The organism is Lachnotalea sp. AF33-28 (genome assembly GCF_003477885.1).
Taxonomy (GTDB): Bacteria; Bacillota; Clostridia; order Lachnospirales; family Lachnospiraceae; genus AF33-28.
In genome coordinates, this window is the sequence record NZ_QUEE01000013.1 from 37,408 (window position 1) to 59,849 (window position 22,442).

At 52.4% G+C, this 22,442-nt stretch carries 17 protein-coding genes; 14 read left to right on the plus strand and 3 right to left on the minus strand.

Annotation, left to right across the window (positions count from 1 at the left end; all coding sequences use genetic code 11):
• Positions 1 to 54 precede the first annotated feature (54 nt).
• Positions 55 to 1,053: a LacI family DNA-binding transcriptional regulator gene (locus tag DWZ56_RS16640; RefSeq protein WP_118557732.1), complete on the minus strand. Its 999-nt coding sequence runs from the start codon at positions 1,051 to 1,053 to the stop codon at positions 55 to 57.
• A 521-nt stretch (positions 1,054 to 1,574) separates the two neighbouring features.
• Between DWZ56_RS16640 and DWZ56_RS16645 the strand changes: the two genes are divergently transcribed.
• From DWZ56_RS16645 to DWZ56_RS16705, 13 genes are all read left to right on the plus strand, one after another.
• Positions 1,575 to 2,942 carry a hypothetical protein gene (locus DWZ56_RS16645; RefSeq protein WP_118557733.1) on the plus strand — a complete coding sequence of 456 codons (1,368 nt, stop codon included), beginning with the start codon at positions 1,575 to 1,577 and terminating at the stop codon, positions 2,940 to 2,942.
• A gap of 57 nt (positions 2,943 to 2,999) precedes the next feature.
• Complete coding sequence (locus DWZ56_RS16650) at positions 3,000 to 4,517, plus strand: xylulokinase (RefSeq protein WP_118557734.1); 1,518 nt, start codon at positions 3,000 to 3,002, stop codon at positions 4,515 to 4,517.
• 24 nt (positions 4,518 to 4,541) lie between these two features.
• Positions 4,542 to 6,005, plus strand: coding sequence for a hypothetical protein (locus DWZ56_RS16655; protein ID WP_147369442.1), 1,464 nt, complete (start codon positions 4,542 to 4,544; stop codon positions 6,003 to 6,005).
• 23 nt (positions 6,006 to 6,028) lie between these two features.
• On the plus strand, positions 6,029 to 6,529 hold the full coding sequence (locus tag DWZ56_RS16660; protein ID WP_118557736.1) for a YjbQ family protein: 501 nt from the start codon (positions 6,029 to 6,031) through the stop codon (positions 6,527 to 6,529).
• An 11-nt stretch (positions 6,530 to 6,540) separates the two neighbouring features.
• On the plus strand, positions 6,541 to 7,239 hold the full coding sequence (locus tag DWZ56_RS16665; protein WP_118557737.1) for a triose-phosphate isomerase: 699 nt from the start codon (positions 6,541 to 6,543) through the stop codon (positions 7,237 to 7,239).
• 35 nt (positions 7,240 to 7,274) lie between these two features.
• Positions 7,275 to 7,886, plus strand: coding sequence for an SIS domain-containing protein (locus DWZ56_RS16670; protein ID WP_118557738.1), 612 nt, complete (start codon positions 7,275 to 7,277; stop codon positions 7,884 to 7,886).
• Between the two features lie 79 nt (positions 7,887 to 7,965).
• A complete protein-coding gene (locus DWZ56_RS16675) occupies positions 7,966 to 9,327 on the plus strand; it encodes a GH39 family glycosyl hydrolase (protein ID WP_118557739.1) in 1,362 nt (453 codons plus the stop codon).
• A 102-nt stretch (positions 9,328 to 9,429) separates the two neighbouring features.
• Positions 9,430 to 11,070 (plus strand): extracellular solute-binding protein, encoded by a 1,641-nt coding sequence (locus tag DWZ56_RS16680; protein ID WP_118557740.1) that lies wholly within the window; start codon positions 9,430 to 9,432, stop codon positions 11,068 to 11,070.
• Between the two features lie 158 nt (positions 11,071 to 11,228).
• Positions 11,229 to 12,209 (plus strand): ABC transporter permease, encoded by a 981-nt coding sequence (locus tag DWZ56_RS16685; RefSeq protein ID WP_118557823.1) that lies wholly within the window; start codon positions 11,229 to 11,231, stop codon positions 12,207 to 12,209.
• 14 nt (positions 12,210 to 12,223) lie between these two features.
• Positions 12,224 to 13,156, plus strand: coding sequence for a carbohydrate ABC transporter permease (locus tag DWZ56_RS16690; RefSeq protein WP_118557741.1), 933 nt, complete (start codon positions 12,224 to 12,226; stop codon positions 13,154 to 13,156).
• A gap of 39 nt (positions 13,157 to 13,195) precedes the next feature.
• Positions 13,196 to 13,876, plus strand: a complete 681-nt coding sequence (locus tag DWZ56_RS16695) for a fructose-6-phosphate aldolase (RefSeq protein WP_118557742.1) — start codon at positions 13,196 to 13,198, stop codon at positions 13,874 to 13,876.
• Between the two features lie 355 nt (positions 13,877 to 14,231).
• Complete coding sequence (rsmH, locus tag DWZ56_RS16700) at positions 14,232 to 15,281, plus strand: 16S rRNA (cytosine(1402)-N(4))-methyltransferase RsmH (protein ID WP_118557743.1); 1,050 nt, start codon at positions 14,232 to 14,234, stop codon at positions 15,279 to 15,281.
• A gap of 12 nt (positions 15,282 to 15,293) precedes the next feature.
• Positions 15,294 to 18,605 carry an ATP-binding protein gene (locus DWZ56_RS16705; protein WP_118557744.1) on the plus strand — a complete coding sequence of 1,104 codons (3,312 nt, stop codon included), beginning with the start codon at positions 15,294 to 15,296 and terminating at the stop codon, positions 18,603 to 18,605.
• Between the two features lie 67 nt (positions 18,606 to 18,672).
• On the opposite strand, the gene DWZ56_RS16710 is transcribed toward DWZ56_RS16705, so the two are convergent.
• Positions 18,673 to 19,755: a CdaR family transcriptional regulator gene (locus DWZ56_RS16710; protein ID WP_118557745.1), complete on the minus strand. Its 1,083-nt coding sequence runs from the start codon at positions 19,753 to 19,755 to the stop codon at positions 18,673 to 18,675.
• A 254-nt stretch (positions 19,756 to 20,009) separates the two neighbouring features.
• On the opposite strand from DWZ56_RS16710, the gene DWZ56_RS16715 reads away from it, so the two are divergent.
• Positions 20,010 to 21,167 (plus strand): glycerate kinase family protein, encoded by a 1,158-nt coding sequence (locus DWZ56_RS16715; protein WP_118557746.1) that lies wholly within the window; start codon positions 20,010 to 20,012, stop codon positions 21,165 to 21,167.
• Between the two features lie 393 nt (positions 21,168 to 21,560).
• Here DWZ56_RS16715 and pdaA read toward each other — a convergent pair whose 3' ends face one another.
• Positions 21,561 to 22,373 carry a delta-lactam-biosynthetic de-N-acetylase gene (gene pdaA / locus DWZ56_RS16720; RefSeq protein WP_118557747.1) on the minus strand — a complete coding sequence of 271 codons (813 nt, stop codon included), beginning with the start codon at positions 22,371 to 22,373 and terminating at the stop codon, positions 21,561 to 21,563.
• Positions 22,374 to 22,442: the final 69 nt, after the last annotated feature.

The window sequence follows — 22,442 nt, forward strand, 5'->3', positions numbered from 1 at the left end:
CAAAACAGGGGCTGCCACACAGTGTGACAGCCCCTGTTTTGTTCCGCAGTGTTTTTAAGTGGTTCCGCGTATTACCAGATCCGGCTTCAGAGCGATCTGCTGCGGAACTGCATCGCCGTTTTTCATGCGGCTCATCAGTACGCGCACAGCGATGCTGATCATATCTTCCAGCGGGTTTTCGATTGTGGTGAGCCCGCGGTGTATGTAGCCGGACATAATGATGTTGTCAAAGCCCATGATGGCGATATCGTCCGGGACCTTAAGCCCCTCTTCGTCGATGGCTTTGAGCGCGCCGACCGCCATCTGATCATAGCTGGCGAAGATCGCGTCGGGACGCTTGGGCATTAAAAGCAGCTGCTTCATGCAGTCATATCCGCCTTCTTCCGCCCTGGACGGGCTTATGCGGATAAACTCTTCTATAATTGGATTCCCGATCTCGCGCATCACCTGGCGGAATGCCAGCAGCCTGCCGCGCGTCATTTCCTCACCGATAAAACCGATCCTGGTATAACCCCGGCTTGCCAGATACTCCACGCCCGTCCGAATTCCCCTGGTCTCATCCACGTAGATGGAGTCGTAATCCATGTGCGGGTTATACTGCGTGGTGATAAACATGGCGGGGATGCGGGTGCGGTGCAGGGCCTGATATACTTCTTCGGTGATCTGCTCCGCATCATCCGCTACAATGAGCAGGCAGCGGATATCCGTCTTTTCAAATCCCAGTATGTGACGTATCAGCGTATCCTTATCAAAACCGCTTAAGCGCAGCAGCACGGAATAGTGCTGCCTGGCAAAATGGTCGGATGCGATGTGGACCAGATTGGAGTAATAGCCGGAATTGATTTCCGGTACGATGATCCCCACATCCTCCCAGAGACTGTCTTTCTTTCCTTCCATCCTACGCGCTTTATGCTTTGTATAATTCTGTTCGTCCGCAATTCTCTGAATCCTAAGGCGCTGTTCCGGACTGATTCTGGGATCATTGTTCAGAGCGCGTGAAGCGGTAGATGTACTGACATTGGCAATCCCGGCAATTTCCTTTAATGTAATCATAGGCTACCCCCTGTTCCGCGGCTTCCCGATCCGCAGCAAGGGCGGTATGCGGGGACAAAACCGAGGATATTTGGTATATTCCGAATGCAAAATTGCATGATATAACTTTATAATAGCCCATTAACAGAAAAAAGTCACTAGTATTTGTGCAAAAAAATATTTATTTTTTGAATAAAATACCTGAGGGGGAGTATTTGCAGCATCCGGATTGGATCATAGAGAATATCAAAACCGGCGGAATCAGGTATATTTACATCCAAACAGCTCAATTGCGCATGAATTGCACTGCTATTACAAAAAACGGGAAAAACATAGAAAAATAATGTGCAAAAAATATGCAATTATATATTGACATATGTGCAAAAAAGGTATATAGTCATGGTGGAAGGTTGAGAAAACTATATTAAAAGAATAAAAATGAGCGTTGGATGATGAAAATTGCATAAAATTGCACAAAGAAAACAGGCTCTGCAGGCAGCAACAGAAGCGGGGGAGAAAAGCTTCGGAATCAGGAGGGGAAGATGAAAGACATCAAAAAAGCAGGATTTATCTGTTTTGGGGAAGTGAATACGCCGTATGAGCGTCTGGCGATGAAACATGACCGGGCGGTGGAGCTGCTTCGCCATATGGATATAGAGCTGGAGGATGCGGGTATCGTGGTGGATGACCCGGAGTATAAGACGGCGGATGCCGCCGGCAGCAAGCTGGAAAGCGCAAAGATCTGCTGCCTGATCGTCTGCGTGGCCGGATGGATACCTTCTCATGCGGTGATCCGTACGGTTGACCGTTTCCGCCATATTCCGATGCTGCTGTGGGGAATGTGCGGCTGGACGGAGAACGGTCATATTGTGACCACGGCGGATCAGGCCGGAACCACAGCGCTAAGGCCTCTTTTTGAAGAAATGGGATACCGTTATTCCTACATATACAGTTCGATGGATCAGGGCGATCCGGCGGACAGGATTCAGGCGTTTGTCAATGCATCCTATGCGCTGCAGAGAATGAGAGGAGCGAAGATCGGCTCCATGGGATACCGGGATATGCTCCTTTACGGAACACAGTGCGACGGTACGTCCCTCCGGTCGGTGCTGGGCATTGAGCTGGAACCGTTTGAGATGCTGGAGATGGTGCAGAACCTGGATAAGCTCTCCCAGCCTGAAGTGGACAAATGGAAGGACTATGTAAACGTCAGCTGGCGTATTTTAAACAGGACCTCCCAGGTGGATGAAACTGTGGAACGCGGCGTCCGCTATGCGCTGGCTATCGGAAGGAAGGTGGAGGAGAGAGGCTTTGATGCGGTCACGCTGCTGGATGTGGACGGCATGAAGAAACTGGCCGGATTTCCGCCCGCCATGGTGTTTATGCTGCTGAACCGTATGTACGGAGTGCAGGTAATACCGGAAAACGATATTTTAGGGGCGGCCACACAGATGATGCTGGGATTCGCTGTCGGAGAGACCGTTCCCTACTTGGAATATTATGAGTTTTTTAAAGATCATCTTCTGGCCGGCGTTCCGGATTTTATACCTGAAGCCGCGGCGGAGGGACCGGTGACCATGCTGCCGGCGGCCTTTGGACTGCTTAATTCCTCCCTGTTAAATGTATCAAAGGTAAAAACGGGATATGTGACCTGCTCCAGACTCCTTTACCGCAAGGGAAGATACGGCATGCACTTTTACACCGGAGAGGCGAAGTGCCCGCCTGCCTGGGAGGAATGCGGATGGGATGCCCCGGCGCCGCAGCTGCCAAGCCTTGCAATTTATCCCGATTCCTGTACGGTGGAGGAATTCGCGGCTAAGGTCGGAGGGCAGCATACCATTGTAAGTTATGGAAATCATGCAGACCTGATCAGGACTATGTGCGGCCTGGCGGATATAGAAATCCTGTGATGCCTGACCGAATGTGTTCACGGTCATTGCACCGGGACAAATCGGAGGAGAACAAATATGGCGCGTTACTTACTGGGGATAGATGCGGGTACGACTTCTTTTAAAATGGCGCTTTTTACGGAAGAAGGAACAGCCGTACATATTGTAAAAGAGGAATATGTCCTCCTCACCCCGAAAAACGGCTGGGTGGAGTATGAGGCGGAGAATTACTGGACGCTGTTTTGCAGGCTGCTTCACCGGCTGATCCTGGAAAGCAAAGTGAATCCTGAAGAGATTCTGGCGCTCTCCATCAGCAGCCAGGGAGAGACCTTGATCTGTCTGGATGAGGACGGACAGCCGCTTATGAACGCCATCGTATGGCTGGATAACCGTTCGGAAAAAGAAGCGGATGAGATCCGTTCCCGTTTCGGCAGGCGGGCGGTATACGAAAAGAGCGGGCAGGGGGATGTGACGGCCACCTGGCCGGCGACCAAGATTTTATGGCTTAGAAAGAACCGGCCGGATGTGTTTATGAAGACACAGAAATACATGCTGCTGGAGGATTATCTGATCTTTAGGCTTACCGGAAGCTGTGTCTGTGAGGAAAACCTCTGGGCTTCGTCCCTTCTGTACGATATCAACCAGGATTGTTGGTGGGAAGAAATGCTCGGATTTCTGGGCATCACGAAGAACCAGCTCCCCATAAGAAAAGCCTGTGGGCAGCCGGTGGGACCTGTGACGAAACAGGCGGCGGACGGAACCGGGCTTGCACCCGGCACCCTGGTCGTGACGGGCGCATTGGACCAGACCTGCGGAGCCGTCGGCTCCGGAAAGATATTTCCTGGAGAGGTGACGGAGACCACCGGTTCCTGCCTGGCGGTGAGCGCCAATCTGGAACATTTTATCCCTTATAGAGAGGGATTCCCGCTGACCTGTCAGAACCATGCCGTGAAAGGCAGATATACGATACTTTTATGGTCCCAGACGGCCGGAATGGTGCTGAAATGGTATGCCGGATGTTTTCTTAAGAAGGAGATGCAGGATGGGGAGAATATCTACAGGCTGATCGACCGGGAAGCGGAGAAGACGGCTGCCGGAAGCGAAGGGCTGCTGATGCTGCCGCATTTGAGCGGTGCGAGCAATCCGGAATACAATTCACGGGCCAGGGGCGTATTCTACGGGATGACGCTGGGACATGAAAGAAAGCATTTCTCCAGAGCGATTCTGGAGTCGGTAGCCTACATGCTGCGCCGCAATGTGGAGCAGATTGAAGGGCTGGGGCAGAAGGTATCCGGCATCTACTCCATGGGAGGAGGAGCCGGGAGCGATATCTGGTGTCAGATCAAAGCGGATGTCATCGGGAAAAAGGTGGAGACGATACCGGAGAAGGAATGTGCGTGTCTGGGCGCAGCGATCCTGGCCGGTGTGGGAGCGGGTGTCTTTTGCGACATCGACAGCGCCGCCCGTAAGCTTTCCGGCGCCGGACGTTTGTTTATGCCGAAACAGGAAAACAGGGCGGTTTACGACAGCGCCTTTGCAGCTTACATTGACTTATATGATTCGCTTGTACCGATGTTTCATAAATACGGCGGCTGACAGCGATTTTGTAAATGAGGAGAAATGATGGAGAGAAAAATGCGGATAGGCTGGGCCTACACCGACATAACACCGGACAGACCGGTTTACCTGGCCGGCCAGATGTATGTGAGAGTCAGCAGATATGTGCACGATCCGATCACCGCTTCCGCGATAGCGCTGGAAAACGGGGAGGAGCAGGCTGTTTTTGTATCCATGGATACGGTGGCCGTGCCGGATTTCCTGACCGGTGAGATACGGCGCAGGCTGGCGGATAAAGGTGGGCCGAATCCGGATAGGGTGAGCCTTTGTGCGACACACACCCATACTTCCAGCCGTTTCAGTGTGGTGGGCAATGAGACTCTGATCAGGCATATGGGCCGTGACCGGATTGAGGAACCTAAGGCGCCGGATAACATTCTCTGCGGAGAAGAAGGAAAGAACTATCTGGCGGAGCGGATTGAACGCCTGATCATGGATGCGTGGGAGAGCCGCCGTGAAGGGTTCGTGGGGACCGCGCAGGATTATGCGGTGGTCGGATTTAACCGCCGGCCGGTATTTTCAACTGAGAGCGGCGAAGAGGCCAGGATGTATGGGGACTGTTCCAAAGAGGATTTCCTGCGGTTTGAAGGAACAGTCGACCATTCAGTAAATGTGCTGTATACCTGGGATGAAGAAGGAAAGCTCACCGGAGCGGCGGTCAATGTCCCCTGCCCGGCTCAGGTGATGGAGCTGCATTATTTTATATCGGCAGATTACTGGCATTATGCCAGAAAACATATCAGAGAAAAGCTCGGAGATATTTTTATCTTGCCGCTGTGCGGAGCGGCGGGTGATCAGAATCCGCTGGATCTGGTCCGCATCAGCAAGGATAACGGAGAGGAACTTAAAGCGTGGAGCGCTCAGGCCGGAGAGGTATTCCGCAACATTGATATGAGCGCCTGCTGTGAGGATATCGGAGAACGGATTGCGGAGGCAGTCGTGAGAGGATACCGCCAGGCCGCACAGATGAGGCATAACCGTCCTGTGTTCCGGCACAGCATCGTACATGCGAACCTTCCGCTTAGAACCGTGACGGAGGCGGAATATGCACAGGCGGAGAAAGTCATTGAGGAATACCGTGACCGGTTCGATGGGCATAATCGGATGAAAATTGAGGATCAGCTGAAGCTGTACGGTCCTCTGGGAGTGGCAGATCGGTATGTGATGCAGCAGAAGGGAAGTATTTATCCTGCCGAGCTGCATGTGCTGCGGCTGCAGGATACGGCGATTGTGACACAGCCGTTTGAACTGTTTGTGGAGTATGGGCTGCGCATACGGGCGGCCTGCAGGGCAAGAAAAGTCCTGCATGTGCAGCTGTGCAACGGATACGCGGATTATCTTCCCACCCGCGCGGCTGTTTTAGGCGGTTCTTACAGCAGTGAACCGGCATCCACCAATGTGGGGCCTGAGGGCGGCGATCTGCTGACCTCGGTATTAATAAAGGAAGCAAATAGTTTATTTGCATAAAAAGAAAAAGAGGAGACAAAACAATGGTATTTTACAGAGAAAAATTCGAAGTGCAGTCCGAAGGCCTGCATCCGACCTTCCACAATATTACGGAACAGGTTGCGGAAATCGTGAAAAAATCCGGTGTTACAAACGGCATGGTGACCATCTACTCCCATCATACCACCTGCTCCGTGATGATTCAGGAATGCTCCCATGACAAGACTTATTTCGGTCTGGAGTATCTGCAGCAGGATCTCTGCAACATCATGGAAAAACTCGTGCCGACCTGCAGAGTTGAAAATCAGTATATGCATCCGGGCCCGAAGCATGTGGAGTTCGGCGACAGCGTGGGAGAACCGGGCCCCTGGACCAGCCTGAATACGGACGCGCATCTGCGTTCCTGCTTCTTCGGACGTTCGGAGAGCATCGCCATTGAGGACGGCAAGATGGATCTGGGTGAGTTCGGATATACATATTTCATTGACTGGGATCAGGTCCGTGCCCGCAAGCGCGTGGTGCAGGTGATGATCGTAGGGGAATGAGAGGGATAACCATGGGACGAAGAAATGTGCCGGTTCCTCCTTTCTTTGAGATAGGTCCTAAATCCTATCTCTACGGGGATGACATCCTTGACCTGGCTCTGGCCGCGGATAAAGCATCCGAAAAGTATGGAGTGGATATCATCTTTACCACGCCTTATATGGAGATCCGCCGGGTGGCGGAAGCCACCGAGAGGCTGTTTGTCTATGCGCCGCATATGGACGCGCTTTCCCCCGGCAGGGGGCTGGCCGATATTCTTCCGGAAGCCGTAATGGCTGCCGGCGCGGTGGGCGTCATGCTGAATCACTGCGAGAGGCCACTGACCCTTGGGGTGCTGCAAAAGACAATCGAGCGGGCGCGGCGGATTGGGCTTGCCACCATTGTGTGTGCGGATACCATCGCGGAGGCAAAGGCCATCGCGTGTCTGCATCCGGATATCATCGTTGCGGAGCCCTCTGAGCTGATCGGTACCGGACAGACCGGAAGCATGGATTATGTGAAAGCTTCCATGGAGGCGGTGCAGAGCGTAGACCCGGATATACTGGTGCTGCAGGGCGCGGGAATCTCCTGTGGAGAGGATGTTTACCGGGTGATTTACCACGGAGCACAGGCTACCGGTTCCTCCAGCGGTATTATAAAGGCTGCCGACCGGGCGGCCATGATTGACGAAATGATAGGCGCCGTCCGAAGGGCGGCGGATGATCGAAAATAACAGGAATTACCGGGCGAAGGAGATGACTGCAGGAAATGGAGAAAGAGCTGACAGAAACGGTCCAAAGGGCCTGGTGCACGGAAGCCTGTGCCATAGATGAGATCGCCTCTTATATGGATTATGAGGCGCTTGAACAGGCGGTTTTACTGGTTGCAGAAGCCGAAAGGATAGCGGCCAGCGGATGCGGGCATACCGGGATTGCCTGTCGGCATCTGACACATCTGCTTTGCTGTGCGGACCGGCCTGCGCATTTTATTTCACCGTCCGAAGGCTGTCACGGCGGGCTGGGATTTCTCCAAGAGGGGGATGTACTCTTTCTGGCCTCCCGGGGAGGCGGGACACAGGAGCTGCTTCCCATGCTGCAGGCGGCACTAAAGAAAAAGGTCCATGTCATTGCGGTGACGGAGAATCTGGAATCCGAACTGGCGCGGGGGGCGCAGGTGGTGCTTCCGATGCGCGTTGGCCGTGAAACGGACCGTTACAACAGCCAGGGGACGACCAGCTTTGTGGTGATGTGCGCGATCTTTGATGCGCTGCAGGCCGCGGTGATCGAAAAAACCGGCTATACGGAAGCGCAGTTTGCACTGAACCATCCCGGAGGCGCCGTCGGAGAGCGGCTGAACCGGGAGAACGGAAAGCAATCATAAACAGAATAACAGGAAGCACACGGAAGTGCTCGCAGGTCATAAACCTGCGGCTCGTGACATTAGAAAGGAGGGGACAGGGATGGACATCACAATAGACTATAAGAATATCTGCGGAGAAATTAAGCCCATGCACGGCGTGAACAATGCGCCCTTTGTCCCGAAAGACTATGGAAATCCCGGTCTGTTCCAGAAGATGAAGGAGGCGGGAATCCCGTTTTCCAGGCTCCATGATACGGGAGGCGATTGGGGCGGCGCCCATTATGTTGATATCGCAAATGTATTTCCGGACTTTAACGCGGATCCGGAGAAGATTGAAAGCTATGATTTCGCATTTACCGACCGACTGATGGAGGAACTGGTAAAGTATGGGATGGAACCCTTTTACCGGCTGGGCTGCTCCATAGAAAATCTTCAGTACATCAAAGCCTACAACATCTATCCGCCCAAAGACAATCTGAAATGGGCCAGGATCTGCGAGGGGATTATAAAGCATTACAACAGAGGCTGGGGGAACGGATTTCATTACAATATCCGCTATTGGGAGATCTGGAATGAGCCTGACAACATGCCTGATCCGGAAGAAAATCCCATGTGGAAGGGGACGATGGAACAGTATTTCGCCCTGTATGAAACGGCATCCCGCTATTTAAAGCAGACTTTCCCCGAGATCAAGATCGGAGGGTATGCCAGCTGCGGATTTTATGCCTTAAGCGCTGCGGATTATTCGGAAACCGCCCATTCCTCTTCGAGAGTCGGGTATTTTGTGGAGTTTTTTCATAAGTACCTGGACTATATCACATCGGCGGAGCATTCCTGCCCGCTGGATTTCTTTTCCTTTCACAGCTACGCGGATATCGCGGACAACGTGATGTATGCGGGCTATGCGAGGGAACAACTTGACAGATACGGCCTTCGGGAGACTGAACTGATCTTTAATGAATGGAATGCGGGCCCGGCACTTCGGGGCACGGCGGAGGATGCGGCCAGGATTGCCGGCATGATGTGCGCACTGCAGGATACGCCGATCGATGCCTGCATGTACTATGACGCATGGGTGGGCAGCAGCTACTGCGGGCTGTTCAATCCTATCGATAAAAGCGTCTTCAAAGCGTATTACGCGTTTGTCTGTTTCAATGAGCTCTACCGGTTGAAACATCAGGTGAGAGTGGAAGGCGGGGCGGACGGGATTTACCGTGTGGCTGCCGGAGACGGGGAACAGGGCGCGCTGCTGTTTATAAATCTGACAGGTAAAAGCATTCCTTTGGATATCGCTGTAAAAGGGATATCGGGATGGGAGGAAGGCGGGATCGAAGCGGAGCTTTACCGCACGGACAGGGAACATGAGTTTGAACAGAGCAGCCTTATAGGGCGCGGCAATCTGTTCCGGACGGAAGTCCCGCAGGAGGCAGTTTATTTATTCAGGTTCCACAAATTGCAGTGAAGGAAGAATCCACCGGAAACTGCAGTTATTTAAAATAAGCGCACAATGTGCGCAGGCCATCGGCGTTACGCCGGCGGCCGCAAATAAAAAGGAGGAAACTATATGAGAAAGAGACACAACAGGATTCTGGCAACAACGCTGGCACTGGTTCTGATCGGCTCCCTTATGGGCTGCTCCGGCAAACCGGCAGAGACAACGACAGAAGCTCCTACCACCACGGCTGAAGCGAAGCCCACGGAAAACGCAGGAACAGAAGCTCCAACTGAAACAACTACGGCTGCAGAAGCGGCAGGAATTACATTCCCTCTGGCCGATCCGGTTACCATGAGCATGTTCGCGGTATCCGCAGGCTACACGGGAGCGGAGCTGCCGGATGTTCTGGCATTCCAGGTAGCGGAACAAAACACCAATGTAAAATGGGATGTTACATCCTGTCTCGCTGCAGATCTGGGCGAGAAGAGAGGACTGCTCCTTTCCTCTGGGGATTATCCGGATGTGCTGTTTAAATCCTTTATCACCCACAATGAGATTGAGAAATACGGTTTCCAGGGTGTGCTGATTCCGTTAAACGACCTGATTGACCAGTATATGCCCAACCTTAAGAAACTGCTGGATGAGAGAAATGCATGGCAGTACATCACTTCTTCAGACGGCAACATCTATTCCCTTCCTACATTGAGCCGCAAGTCTCCTGCGACCATTCTGTTATGGCAGAACATGCGCTGGCTGGATGCGGTTGGCATGAAAGAGCCCACCAATATGGAAGAACTTTATCAGGTGCTGAAGGCATTTAAGGAAAATGATCCCAACGGCAACGGCAAAGCGGATGAAATCCCCTTTGAAGCGAACAACTCCGTGCCTCCGATCTATCTCTTCCAGTACATGATGGCTATGGATTTTAACACCTTCTGCGTGCTTGATCCTGCAACAGACACAATTGATTATGTAGCAAGAACAGATACTTACAAAGAATTCCTTTCCTGGCTGGCTAAATTCTATGAAGAAGGCCTGCTGGATAAGGACTGCTTCTCCAAGACCATCGATCAGCAGTATGCAGAAGGACCTTCCGATGTCTACGGATATTTCTACAGCTGGTCACCCAGTGAAACTGTAGGTGCTGAATTAAGCGAAGGATATGATTACATGGTAATGACTCCGTGGGGCGACAACAGCGTGAGCTCCGATGCAGGTGTTGCGGAAGGCGCTATGGTGATCACAGACAAGTGCAAGAATCCTGAAATCGCAGCCGCATGGGCGGATCAGTTCTACAGCGAAGAAGGCGGTATCCTCTCTGTTATGGGCGTGGAAGACAAGACCTGGAAGTGGAGAGAAGACGGCAAATGGGAGTATATCACAGGCACCGAGTACGGTGAAGATGAGTCTACAGTAAGAGACAATACCACTCTGCAGGGCTCCGCTTACAACCCGATGGCATGGCCTCAGACTTATTATAACGATCAGTACCGCGATGAAACCAATGTATCCGGCAGCAGCGAAGAGAAGAGAATCTCCAGCCTCTGTGCACAGCCGTTCCCGTCTGTGAAGCTCACAGAAGAAGAGTCCAAGAGAATCGTGGAGATCAATACCGATATTTCCGATTATATCATGGAATATCTGGCGGAAGTTACCACAGGCAAGAAGAATCTGGATGAAACATGGGATTCTTACTTAAGTCAGCTCGATTCCATGGGCGGCGCTGAATATGGCCAGATTTACAACGATGCGTACCATAGAAATAAATAATGGAAAAAAGTGTTAGACATACTGATTGAAGTGTATCTGATCTTCCGTGCGCGGGCAGTTACCTGCGCGCGGAAGATCTTTAAAGCAATAAGCTTACATTGACCTGCCTGCCGGTTTTAAGGATGTGCCGGATGCGGGAAGAAAAGCGGGAGGGAAACATGAAGAGAGATAAGAAAGGAAAGGGTGCGGCACAGAATGGCGGGCTGCTGGCCGCGGTGCCCCAAAGAAGCTTCGGCGACCGCCTGCTTAAGGATTTTAAAGGCAACTGGTCCCTGTACCTGATGGTACTGATTCCGGTAACCTATCTGATCATATTCTGTTATATACCGATGACCGGTATACAGTTGGCCTTTAAGGAATACAGGGTCTCGGATGGAATATGGGGCAGCCCGTGGGTTGGGCTTTATAATTTCAAACGTTTTTTCAAAAGTTATAAATTTGTGATGCTATTAAAAAACACTATCCTGATCAATGTCTACAGCCTGGTGGTTGGATTCCCGATTCCGATCATTTTTGCACTGATGCTCAATTATCTTCGGATGAAAAAATTCAAAAAGACCATACAGATGCTGTCCTATGCTCCCTACTTTATATCCACAGTTGTAATGAGCGGTATGATTATCATTTTTCTGGATCCCAATACCGGTGTTATCAATAAAGTTCTTGAGCTGCTGGGTTTTGAAGCGATGAACTTCATGGGCGAAGCCAAGTACTTTAAGTCCATCTATGTGTGGAGCAGCGTATGGCAGGGCATGGGCTGGGCTTCCATCATTTATATCGCGGCACTGTCTGGCGTGGATTATCAGCTTCATGAGGCGGCGATTGTGGACGGGGCTTCCAAGCTTCAGAGAATTTTTCATGTGGATCTTCCGTCGATTAAACCGACCATCATTATGCTGTTGATCCTGCAGATCGGTTCTCTGATGAGCGTAGGTTTTGAAAAGGTATTCCTGCTGCAGAACCAGCTGAATATGAGCTCATCCGACGTTTTATCCACCTATGTGTATCGGGTCGGTCTGGTGGACAACGACTACGGCTATTCCACTGCAGTCGGACTGTTCAACTCTCTGATCAATATGTTCTTGCTGATTTCGGCAAATATGATCGCCAAGCGGACAACAAATGAGAGCCTGTGGTAGGAGGAGTGATAAAAATGGAGAAGAATATCGAGAAAAGGGCCGCGAATAAGGCGCATAAAAAGCTGATCAGCGCGGATAAGACGTTTGATGTGGCCAACGTCGTTATCATGATCCTGCTGTTTTTCATATTTGCCTGGCCGCTGTGGTTTGTGGTCATCGCTTCTTTCAGCGATCCGGGAGAGGTGTGGCGGGGAAATGTTATCCTGTTTCCCAAAGGTTTTTCCATCGATTCCTATACTGAGATCCTGAAATACAAGGAGATTTGGATCGGTTACCGCAATACGATCTTTTATACCGTAGTGGGAACGGTCATCAACCTGTTTATGACCGTCTGTATGGCCTATCCGCTGTCCCGCAAGAAATTTATGCCCAAGAATATCCTAATGGTGCTCTGCATGATCACGATGTATTTCGGCGGCGGTCTGATCCCCAGCTACCTGGTGGTCAAAAACCTGCATATGATCGACACCGTTTGGGCCATGATGATACCTGGCTGCCTTTCCGTTTACAACATGATCATTATGAGAAGCTATTTTGTCAACAGCATACCCGACAGTCTGGAAGAGGCGGCGACGCTGGACGGCGCAGGGCCTGTGCAGTATCTGGTCAAGGTGGTGCTCCCCCTGTCCAAACCGGTCATCGCGGTGATCGCCCTGTACTATATGGTGGGCCACTGGAACGACTTCTTCAGCGCCCTGATCTATGTCAATGACAAGAACCTGCTGCCGCTGCAGACCTTCCTAAGAAACCTTTTGGTGACCAATACGGTGGGCAATGTGAGCCAGACGCAGAATCTGAATCCGGAGCTGCTGCAGAAAAAGATCTATCTGGCACAGACCATCAAGTACAGCGCCATTATCGTATCCACCCTGCCGGTGCTCTGCATCTATCCATTTGTCCAGAAGTATTTCGTAAAGGGCGTTATGATCGGTGCGATCAAGGGTTAAAAATCATCTGAAGACGAGGAAAGGACAACAGGCGGTACTATGGAATTATTGCTGGATACAGCCAATATAAATGAAATCAAAAGATGCAGGGAATACTATCCGCTGACCGGAATCACAACGAATCCTTCGATACTGGCAAAGGAAGAAAGAGGATTCCGCGAGCAGATGGAGCTGGTGAAGCAGGCCGCAGGAGACCTGCCCCTCCACGTGCAGGCCACCGCAGACACGGCAGAAGGCATAGTGTCGGAGGCGGAGGCGGCGGTCCGGGCATTCGGCAGAAATACCTACATTAAGGTGCCGGTGAACCGGGAGGGGTTAAAGGCCATACGTGAGCTGAAAAAAGGCGGGTTCGGCGTGACGGCCACCGCGATCTATACCAGGGAGCAGGCCCTTCTCGCAGGGCTTGCCGGAGCGGATTATGCGGCGGTTTATTATAACCGCATGCAGAATCTCTCCATCGACAGCAGACAGGTGGTAACGGATATCGTGTCGATGTACAGGGCGCACGGAATCACATGTAAGGTGCTCGCGGCCAGCTTTAAGAACTGCGGACAGGTGATGGAAGCAGTGGTTGCAGGAGCTTGTTCTGTGACGCTGCCGGCCGCGGTGCTCGATGCGATGGTCAGTAACTCCATGATCGACCGGGCCGTTTCTGACTTTTTAAAAGACTGGATGGAGAAAAACGGCGGGAAGAGTGTGGACGGGATCCTGAACGCGTGATATTGCAGCTGTCTCAATAGGTCGAATATTCCGATTGAATAAAAAAGCGGCGCTGCCTGCGAAGACATGTCTTCGGGCGGCTCTGCTTTTTTGTTCTTCAATAGGAAAAATGCCGCTAAAGCGAACCGCCGCAAGCGGAGAATCCCGCGAGCGGGATGCTTTCGTTTCATGGTTACTGTTCACACCCTGCCCTCTCATACGCGGGAATTTTTCGGTAACTGTGAACAGTAACGTTTCATGCTGATGAAGAGATAGTGATTGCGGGCCGCCTCCATTTATACTATAATTGACAGTAAACAGTCCTGCGGGACGCAGTCGAAAATCCCGAAGAACGCATATGATATGGAGGCCGTAAATGGAAAATCATAATCAGGAGCACAGGCGCCGCCCACGCTATAAAGGCACGCACCCCCGCTCTTATAAAGAAAAGTATAAAGAACTGCAGCCGGAAAAGTACCCGGAAACGGTGGAAAAAGTCATTCAAAAGGGCAGCACTCCCGTCGGAATGCATATTTCCATCTGTGTGAATGAAATACTGGAAATACTGCGGATAAAGCCGGGAGAAAAAGGTCTGGACGCTACCCTTGGATATGGCGGGCACACGCTTAAGATGCTGGAATGCCTGGATCATCAGGGGCATATCTATGCGCTGGATGTGGATTCGCTGGAAATGGCAAAGACAAAAAAGCGCCTGGAGGATCTGGGATATGGCCCGGACATGCTGACAGTTCTGCAGATGAATTTCGCATATGTGGACAAGGTGGCCGCGCAGGCGGGTCCGTTTGACTTTGTGCTGGCAGATCTCGGAGTATCTTCCATGCAGATCGATAATCCGGACAGGGGTTTTTCCTATAAGACGGAAGGACCTCTGGATCTGCGCCTGAATCCGGAGAAAGGCATATCCGCGGCAGAGCGCCTTCGGGATATCACGCGGGAGGAGCTGCAGGGCATGCTGACTGAGAACGCGGATGAGCCCTATGCCGCAGAGATCGCCCGGGCGGTGACTTCCGAGATCAAAAAAGGTAATGAAATCTCCACCACGACCCGGCTTCGGCAGGTGATCGAAAACGCGCTTAGCTTTCTGCCGGCCAGAGACCGGAAGGAGGCGGTGAAGAAATCCTGCCAGCGGACCTTTCAGGCGCTGCGTATCGATATCAATCAGGAGTACGAAGTGCTCGATCAGTTTATGGAGAAGCTCCCGGACGCTCTGGCTCCGGGCGGCCGGGCGGCCATACTGACCTTCCATTCAGGGGAAGACCGAATTGTCAAGAAGGCATTTAAGCGGTTGAAACAGGCGGGTATATACGGTGAGATTGCGGATGAGGTGATCCGGCCGTCGGCAGAAGAGTGCGCGAGAAACAGCCGCGCCCGTTCGGCCAAACTTCGGTGGGCGGTCAAGGCATAGGAGTGAAGTCATATGGCGGTTACCAAAAAAGTGGAGGAAGAGGCGGTCAGCGCGTTGGAGCACTATCTGCGACGGTCCGGCTGCGCGGATCCGCAGTTCCTAAGAAACGATAAGAGCCTTTTGTGGGACGGAGAGATCTTAGTGTACAAATCCTTTGCACAGAGCAATCGGACCTTTGATTTCCGTATTCCTGTTCAAATTAAGGGAATGAGCGCGAATCGTGCGGGCTGCAGGCCTTCCTGCAGGGTGGAGGAGATCCGTCTGAAGCATTATTTTAAGGACGGAGGCGTCGGATATTTTCTCGTATATGTGGACGAAGAGTATCGGACGGACATCTATTATAATCTGCTGACTCCCGCTGCCCTTAGGACCATTCTGTATGAGATGAAAGATTCCGGCAGCAAATCCGCGTCGGTTGTCTTTGATCCGGTGCCGGAAAGCAGCGATGAATTTACGGAGATACTTAAGCGGTTTCATAAACAGTGCCTGCTGGACCGAAAGAGACTGCCTTTAGAGCCGGAGGATTCCTGGCTTGCAGAGCGTCTTAAGGAATATGAGAAGACCTTTGTGGAAACGGCTTTGTACAGGAAAGCCGCCGCAGAGTATCAGCAGCATGTGCTGATACTCTGCGGCGATCCCGGCATCGGAAAGACCGCTTTGGCCTGCAGGCTGGCTTTGCGGCAGGCCGGTGGGGATCGGAGCCGGATTGTCAGCACCGCATCGCTGGACAGTGTTTTTGCTTCTTACGGAAACCGGGATGCGTCCGTGTTTCTGCTGGACGATTTCTGGGGAAGCACCCGATATGAGGGAAACGGTAACCGGGAGAAATTAAAGGCGGTCATGGAGGCTGTCCGCAGCAGCAGATCCCAAAGGCTGATTCTTACATCCAGGGACTATATCCTGCAGAAGGAGACGGCGCAGGATGCTGCCTTTGGCTCATATCTGAGCGCTTTTTGCCTTTCCTGTGGGATGGATTCTTATACGCCGGCAGAAAAGCTGTCCATCATGTTCAGCCACCTGAAAGCATCGGACCTGCCATGGGATTATATGCACTGCATCTATGAGAGAGCGGAGGAAATCATAGATGTCTGCGGATTTAACCCGAGGATCGCCGCGATGATGCTGGAAAGTGCGGACTGGCGCGAGATGAGTCCGGAGGAGTACGCGGAGGAATACGCGGTTTATATGGAATATCCGTATGAATTCTGGAAGTCGGTGGCGAAGGAGCTTAGCACAGACACCGTGGTGCTGCTTTTATTTCTGCTCTCCTTTTCCGGGGAAGCATATGTGGACGATCTGAAAAGGGCATATGAGATTTATGCCCGCAGCGAACAGGCCCTGCGGGTAACAAAGAGCTTTTACGAATGCCTGACGGAGGCGAAACAGTCCGTGGCATCGGTGTTCCTGCCGGTAGATGCCGATTGGGAGGTGATGGTATTTCGCAATCCTGCGATCGAGGATCTGCTTTTTGGCGTACTCTGGGAACGTCCGTCTGAATACATACCGATACTATTAAAAGCCTGCTTTTCTTTTAATCAGATCGATTTTTTCTCACAGTGCAGTCTTGAGAAACTGGATGGGGGCCTGAAACATGCTCTGGCGGATAAATGCATGGAGGCCTACGGATGCCTCTCATTGATTCACGTATATAACGGAGAAAATTATTATGATGAGAACCACCCGGAATTTGAGCATGAACTGTTTTATTTAGACCGGACTCTGGAGCTGTATGACCGCATGCGGGAAGAACGGCTCGGGGTATTTCTGCAGCAGAAGCTGGATGCATTCTGCCACAGGCTGGCCGCCGGTGGGGAATGTGATTTCTTTGATCTGGAACGCTTTCCAAAGACGGCGCTTAGAGCTATGGAATGCGGGCTTTCTCTCGACCTTAAGGATGCGGCGGAGAACTATCAGATATACCTTGATAATGTTCTGCTATTTAGACAGGCAAAAGTGCTGGCGGATGCCATAAAAGAAAAGGGCATTGTCCTGTCACGCCCCATGGAGGATCTTGTGTCTGGCAATATTGAAGAGAGGATTCTCTGGACACTCCGGTATTTTAACAGCGACGACAGATACGACACCATGTCCTGGATTCTGCTGGATGAGATCCCGCAGATTTTGGAGGAACACGGCCTTAAATATACTCAGGAGCTGCAGGAGAAGGTACGGGAGCTGGCCGGATATCAGGACATTCCTCTGACGCCGGAAACGCCTGTCCGGAGTGCGTTTCACGTACACCGCATGTGCGAATCTGAAGCCGGTAAATATTTGAAGGATCCAGACTATCTGGAGACGCTGCAGAAGATTGAAAGCTACCTCGTCATGAAGGCGTGTGAAGACGGCGGGCAGCGGGCGGCGGACCGGATCCGTAACAGCGGTTTAAGGATGGAATTGAAGGAGCGCCTGCTTGAGATACTGGAGGATGAAAAGCCGTGGTACATCTATGAGGTGCTGGCCGAAGAAGAGACGCTTTCGCTTTCCTTGGATACTCTGGAAGAATTTCAGATTCTGATAGAAGACCTGGGAATCTTCTATATGCTGCTGCTGTCGCGGATCGGGGGAACCGATCAGATTTCAACCGCTCTGGAGAGCATGGCATTGCTGGCACAGCTCTTTATGGATCACGGCGCCCCTTATCTTAGGGAAACGGAAGTGACCGGTTTTTTTGACCGTCTGGACGGCGGAAGGGAGCTTTTTGACTGGCTTTGCTCACACGGTGCCCTTACATACAGAGAGGGGTGGTACTGTCCGGTCAGCGTACCGCTGTGCCTGTTTTGCCTGGCAAAAATATATTCCGGATGGGAGAGCGATGAAAAGGAATCTCTCTATCAGGAACTGTTTGGTAAAAGCATATATGAGAGCCGGTTCTGGTCCCCCGGTGAAATCGGGTTCGGCCATGCGGACATGTATCAGTTGAACATGCGCAATAAGAACTGGGAATCCCTGCTTCTGCGCATGTTCTATGATCTGGATGAGGACGATTTCTATCAGTACTATCTGAAAAAAATGGCCCGGGAACTCTCGCTGGCCATAGGAGACCCGGACAGCCGGACGGACCGCACCTGTTTTCTCAAAGAGCTCCATCTGACTGTGAAGACAGATGAAAAAGGAGAGACGGTTTCTATCTTTTACCTCCTGCCCGCCAGCCTGCTGGCGTTTGAACAGCTGGGGCTTGGCGCATTATACGACTGCATCCTAAGACATGCCGCTCATCTTTCCGGTCGGACTGTGACAGCGGATGCTTCGCCCGGGGAGATGGACGCGCTGATCGATCCGGACGCATATAAGGGCTTCTGTGAGACCGTGCAAGGGCTGCTGTGATGGGCCGGCGCCGTATGCCGCTAAAGGTACCCACTGCAGGCGGAAAATTCGGCGAGCGGATCCTTTTTCAGGAAAGCTTTAACCCGAGACAGATAAGCAGCGCGTCCTGAAATCGCCGGGGATTCAGGCCGCAGAGGCGGTAAATGCGGTCCAGTTTATATTGAAGGGTATTTTTATGCATAAACAGACGCCTGCCGGTGGCCGTCAGCGACATATCCTCTTCATAGTAGACCCGCAGCAGAGAAAGGTCTTCCGGGGACAGGCCCCGGAGGACCTTTCTCTGATATTCCGCCTGAATGTCCGGCGCCACATTGCCAAGCAGCAGCTCCAGCGTCAGCTCATCATATACGGCCAGGGCGGATGTGCCGGCCAATGCGCTTTTCAAGGCGGTTTGTGCGGTTTTGAGGGAGCGGAAGCTGCGGGCGAGCGATTCGGCGCTGCCGATGGCGATGCAAAGCCTGCCGCCGTATTCTTCGGCAAACTTCTGAAACAGCGGCATCTTATCCTGAATCAGCCCATCCTCTGCCACGGCGGCATATTCATTCGGATAGCGGTAAGCATACAGTTCGATTCCTGCAGAATCAAACAGCCGCAGGACACCCTGCTCCAGGCTTCCCTCACAGCCGGGTGCGCTGGCAGTGCGAAAGCGGATCAGCAGCATGCGCAGCGCGCGGTCGGGATGGATATGCAGTTCCGTAAGGCTGCTGCGCAGAAACTCCGGATTTGCATGGCTTTCAGTGGAAAGAAGGCTGACCAGTGCACTTTTTTTCTCGGAAGAAACGCGCCTGTCATGGTTTAGCTCCTGTTCGCGTACCAGCAGGCGAGTGATCCGTTCTGCCAGATGGGCGTATTTCACCGCATCCTCCGGCGGCCCGCTGATGCCGATGACAGCGATGACCAGGCCCTCATGATACACCGGGAGATTCACCCCCCTATAGACTCCGGACGCAGGATCATCCTCCGCCACTTCAATCATGCTTCCCGTCTGAAAAGCATGATATCCCACCTCATGAAAGCCGCCGATCCTCGCACTGTCCGTGCTGGCAAATATAATGCCTGACGCATTGATAAAATTGATATGCAGCCCGCAGACCTCCCGCACCGCCTCCACGATCTGCATCGCCAGGTTCTTGTGTATATCCGCAAACATCAAGATCCCTCCCTCTGAAAAAATCCGATCTTACATGATTTATATTATAACACATATTCCAAATAACAATATATCTTAAAATCAATACAGAAAATATGTTACATAAGACATATTCGTTCCAGAACGTATCTGCTACAATAGTCTCAGCACAGCTAGCACAAAACAGTGCGATCCTAAGCGTGCGTTTTACTCAATAGGCCATAGGTTCCCATTTATAAAAAACAGTAAAGAAAACAGCAAGGGGGAAATAAAAGATGAAAGCAGTGATCGCAATCGATTCTATGAAAGGGAGCCTGACGTCGCTGGAAGCGGGGAAAGCAGCGGCGGAAGGGATCTTAAAAGCCGTAAAAGATGCCGAAGTATCGGTACATCCGCTGGCTGACGGAGGAGAAGGAACGGTGGAAGCGCTGGTACAGGGGATGAACGGCAGCCTGCACACCGCAAAAGTCACCGGCCCGCTGGGAGATCCCGTGGCCTGTCCCTACGGCATACTGCCGGATCACAGGACGGCCGTGCTGGAAATGGCCGGAGCAGCCGGGCTCACCCTCGTCCCCGCGCATCAGCGCAATCCCTTAAAGACCACGACCTACGGTCTGGGAGAAGCGATAAAAGATGCCATCAAGAGAGGCTGCAGGCGCTTCATCATCGGTATTGGAGGCAGCGCCACCAATGACGGCGGAGCCGGCATGCTGCAGGCGCTGGGTTTTGAGCTTCTGGATAAAGCCGGAAATCCGATCCCGCCCGGAGCGGAGGGCCTCAAAGACCTCGCAGAGATCAGAACAGCCAACATGCTGCCCGAGTTAAAAGAGTGCAGCTTTCGCATCGCGTGCGATGTCACCAATCCGCTGTGCGGCCCAGAAGGCTGCAGCGCCATATTCGGCCCGCAGAAAGGTGCCGACGCCCGGATGATCCGTGACATGGACCGCTGGCTGATGCACTATGCCGGACTGGCCTCGCAAATCAGCCCCAGAGCCGACCGTAATAAGCCGGGAACCGGCGCAGCGGGCGGATTAGGCTTCGCCTTTCTAACCTTCACCGATGCCGTTTTAGAATCCGGCGTAAAAATCGTCCTGGAAGAGACACACATAGAAGAGGCCATCCGCACCGCCGATTATGTAATCACAGGAGAAGGCCGTCTGGATGCTCAGACCGCCATGGGCAAAGCCCCCATCGGCGTAGCCTCCCTCGCCCGCCGCCATCACAAACCGGTCATCGCCTTTGCAGGCAGCGTGACCGACGGCGCAGCCGCCTGCAACCAGGCCGGCATAGACGCGTATTTTCCCATTCTCCGCACCGTCACCACCCTGGAAGAAGCCATGGACCCCGCCACCGCCCATAACAACCTCGCCTCCGCCGCCGAACAGGCCTTCCGCCTGATCGCAGCAGTAGAAACCAGCGGTAGAAAACAGTAGTACAAAACAGCGGTAGGAAAAACATAATCAAACGATGTAACAATTCCAGCGAAACACACATCGGACTCTTTTTCCAATCAAACCTATGGCAGAGAGGGGAAAGGATCGGGAAGGGGCTGCGGTTCGGCTTCGGCCTGGGGGGGGCTGCTCCGGCGGGGGATCTGCCAAACATTTGCAGGCTCTTAGTCAGTCTTACGGAATTCAATTACGCGTTAAGCCCAACATGAAGGTTGTTTGAGCGGCAGCGAGTTCTTCATGTTGGGCTTGTATTTAGCGAAATTGAATCCCGTTAGACTGACTTAGAGCCGAAACCGTTTGGCAGATCCCCCGCCGGAGCAGCCCCCCCCAGGCCGAAACCGAACCGCAGCCCCTTCCCGATCCTTTCCCTTCCATCTACTCGGTTAGTTCGTTCAGGCTCCGGAATTGGTACCCCATCTCCTCCCATTTGGTCAGCAGTTCATCCAGTATATCCGCATTCGTCTTAGAAGTGCTGTGCAGCAGCACGATGGCTCCCGGATGGATTCTCCCCAGCAGCTTATCAAATGCCTGCTCCTTCGTAGGCTGATTATCCTGATACCAGTCCACATAGGCAAGGCTCCAGAAAAACGTGCTGTATCCCAGGTCCTTTGCCATCTGCAGATTTGTCTCGCTGTATTTGCCCTGAGGCGGCCTGTAAAATTTGGTCATCGGCTGTCCCACGGTCTGTTCATACAGAGCCTCCAGATCGGTGAGCTCCTTCTCAAACGCCTCTTTTGTGGAGATTTTGGACATATCCGGATGATGGTACGTGTGGTTTCCCACCGTATGCCCTTCCTCCACCATCCTCTTTACCAGATCCGGGCTGGTTTCTATGTAATTGCCCACGATAAAAAAGGTGGCCGGCGCGTTGTGCTTTTTCAGCGCGTCCAGAATCGCCGGTGTGTTTCCGTTTTCAAAGCCGGCATCAAAGGTCAGATAGAGCACCTTTTCCTGTGTATCCCGGATATAGTAGGTGTTAAACTGTTTCAGATAAGAGGCGTCGGCGTTAGCCACCGGAGGCTGCCCCTCCTGCTGAAAGCTTAACCCCCAGTTGCCGTCGGCGCTCGACTGTACGGCCTTGGACTGTGTGCGGTCCACCACCATGGCGGCGGAATACCCCACACAGAAGGCCAGCATCAGAAACAGCGCGACCTTGATGCATTTCTTGATAGGAATACGTTTCTTCATATTGCTCCTGCCCGCGTATATATGCGCAGATATCATTTATTTTCATTATATTTTTTTACGGCTGTGAAC

Excerpts from the sequence above, each read along its gene's own strand:
- DWZ56_RS16710 (WP_118557745.1), bottom strand. The coding sequence starts at position 19,755 with ATGTTTGCGGATATACACAAGAACCTGGCGATGCAGATCGTGGAGGCG.
- DWZ56_RS16715 (WP_118557746.1), top strand. The coding sequence starts at position 20,010 with ATGAAAGCAGTGATCGCAATCGATTCTATGAAAGGGAGCCTGACGTCG.
- DWZ56_RS16660 (WP_118557736.1), top strand. The coding sequence starts at position 6,029 with ATGGTATTTTACAGAGAAAAATTCGAAGTGCAGTCCGAAGGCCTGCAT.
- pdaA (WP_118557747.1), bottom strand. The coding sequence starts at position 22,373 with ATGAAGAAACGTATTCCTATCAAGAAATGCATCAAGGTCGCGCTGTTT.
- DWZ56_RS16685 (WP_118557823.1), top strand. The coding sequence starts at position 11,229 with ATGAAGAGAGATAAGAAAGGAAAGGGTGCGGCACAGAATGGCGGGCTG.
- DWZ56_RS16645 (WP_118557733.1), top strand. The coding sequence starts at position 1,575 with ATGAAAGACATCAAAAAAGCAGGATTTATCTGTTTTGGGGAAGTGAAT.
- DWZ56_RS16695 (WP_118557742.1), top strand. The coding sequence starts at position 13,196 with ATGGAATTATTGCTGGATACAGCCAATATAAATGAAATCAAAAGATGC.
- DWZ56_RS16640 (WP_118557732.1), bottom strand. The coding sequence starts at position 1,053 with ATGATTACATTAAAGGAAATTGCCGGGATTGCCAATGTCAGTACATCT.
- DWZ56_RS16665 (WP_118557737.1), top strand. The coding sequence starts at position 6,541 with ATGGGACGAAGAAATGTGCCGGTTCCTCCTTTCTTTGAGATAGGTCCT.
- DWZ56_RS16655 (WP_147369442.1), top strand. The coding sequence starts at position 4,542 with ATGATGGAGAGAAAAATGCGGATAGGCTGGGCCTACACCGACATAACA.
- DWZ56_RS16650 (WP_118557734.1), top strand. The coding sequence starts at position 3,000 with ATGGCGCGTTACTTACTGGGGATAGATGCGGGTACGACTTCTTTTAAA.
- DWZ56_RS16680 (WP_118557740.1), top strand. The coding sequence starts at position 9,430 with ATGAGAAAGAGACACAACAGGATTCTGGCAACAACGCTGGCACTGGTT.
- DWZ56_RS16675 (WP_118557739.1), top strand. The coding sequence starts at position 7,966 with ATGGACATCACAATAGACTATAAGAATATCTGCGGAGAAATTAAGCCC.
- rsmH (WP_118557743.1), top strand. The coding sequence starts at position 14,232 with ATGGAAAATCATAATCAGGAGCACAGGCGCCGCCCACGCTATAAAGGC.
- DWZ56_RS16670 (WP_118557738.1), top strand. The coding sequence starts at position 7,275 with ATGGAGAAAGAGCTGACAGAAACGGTCCAAAGGGCCTGGTGCACGGAA.
- DWZ56_RS16705 (WP_118557744.1), top strand. The coding sequence starts at position 15,294 with ATGGCGGTTACCAAAAAAGTGGAGGAAGAGGCGGTCAGCGCGTTGGAG.
- DWZ56_RS16690 (WP_118557741.1), top strand. The coding sequence starts at position 12,224 with ATGGAGAAGAATATCGAGAAAAGGGCCGCGAATAAGGCGCATAAAAAG.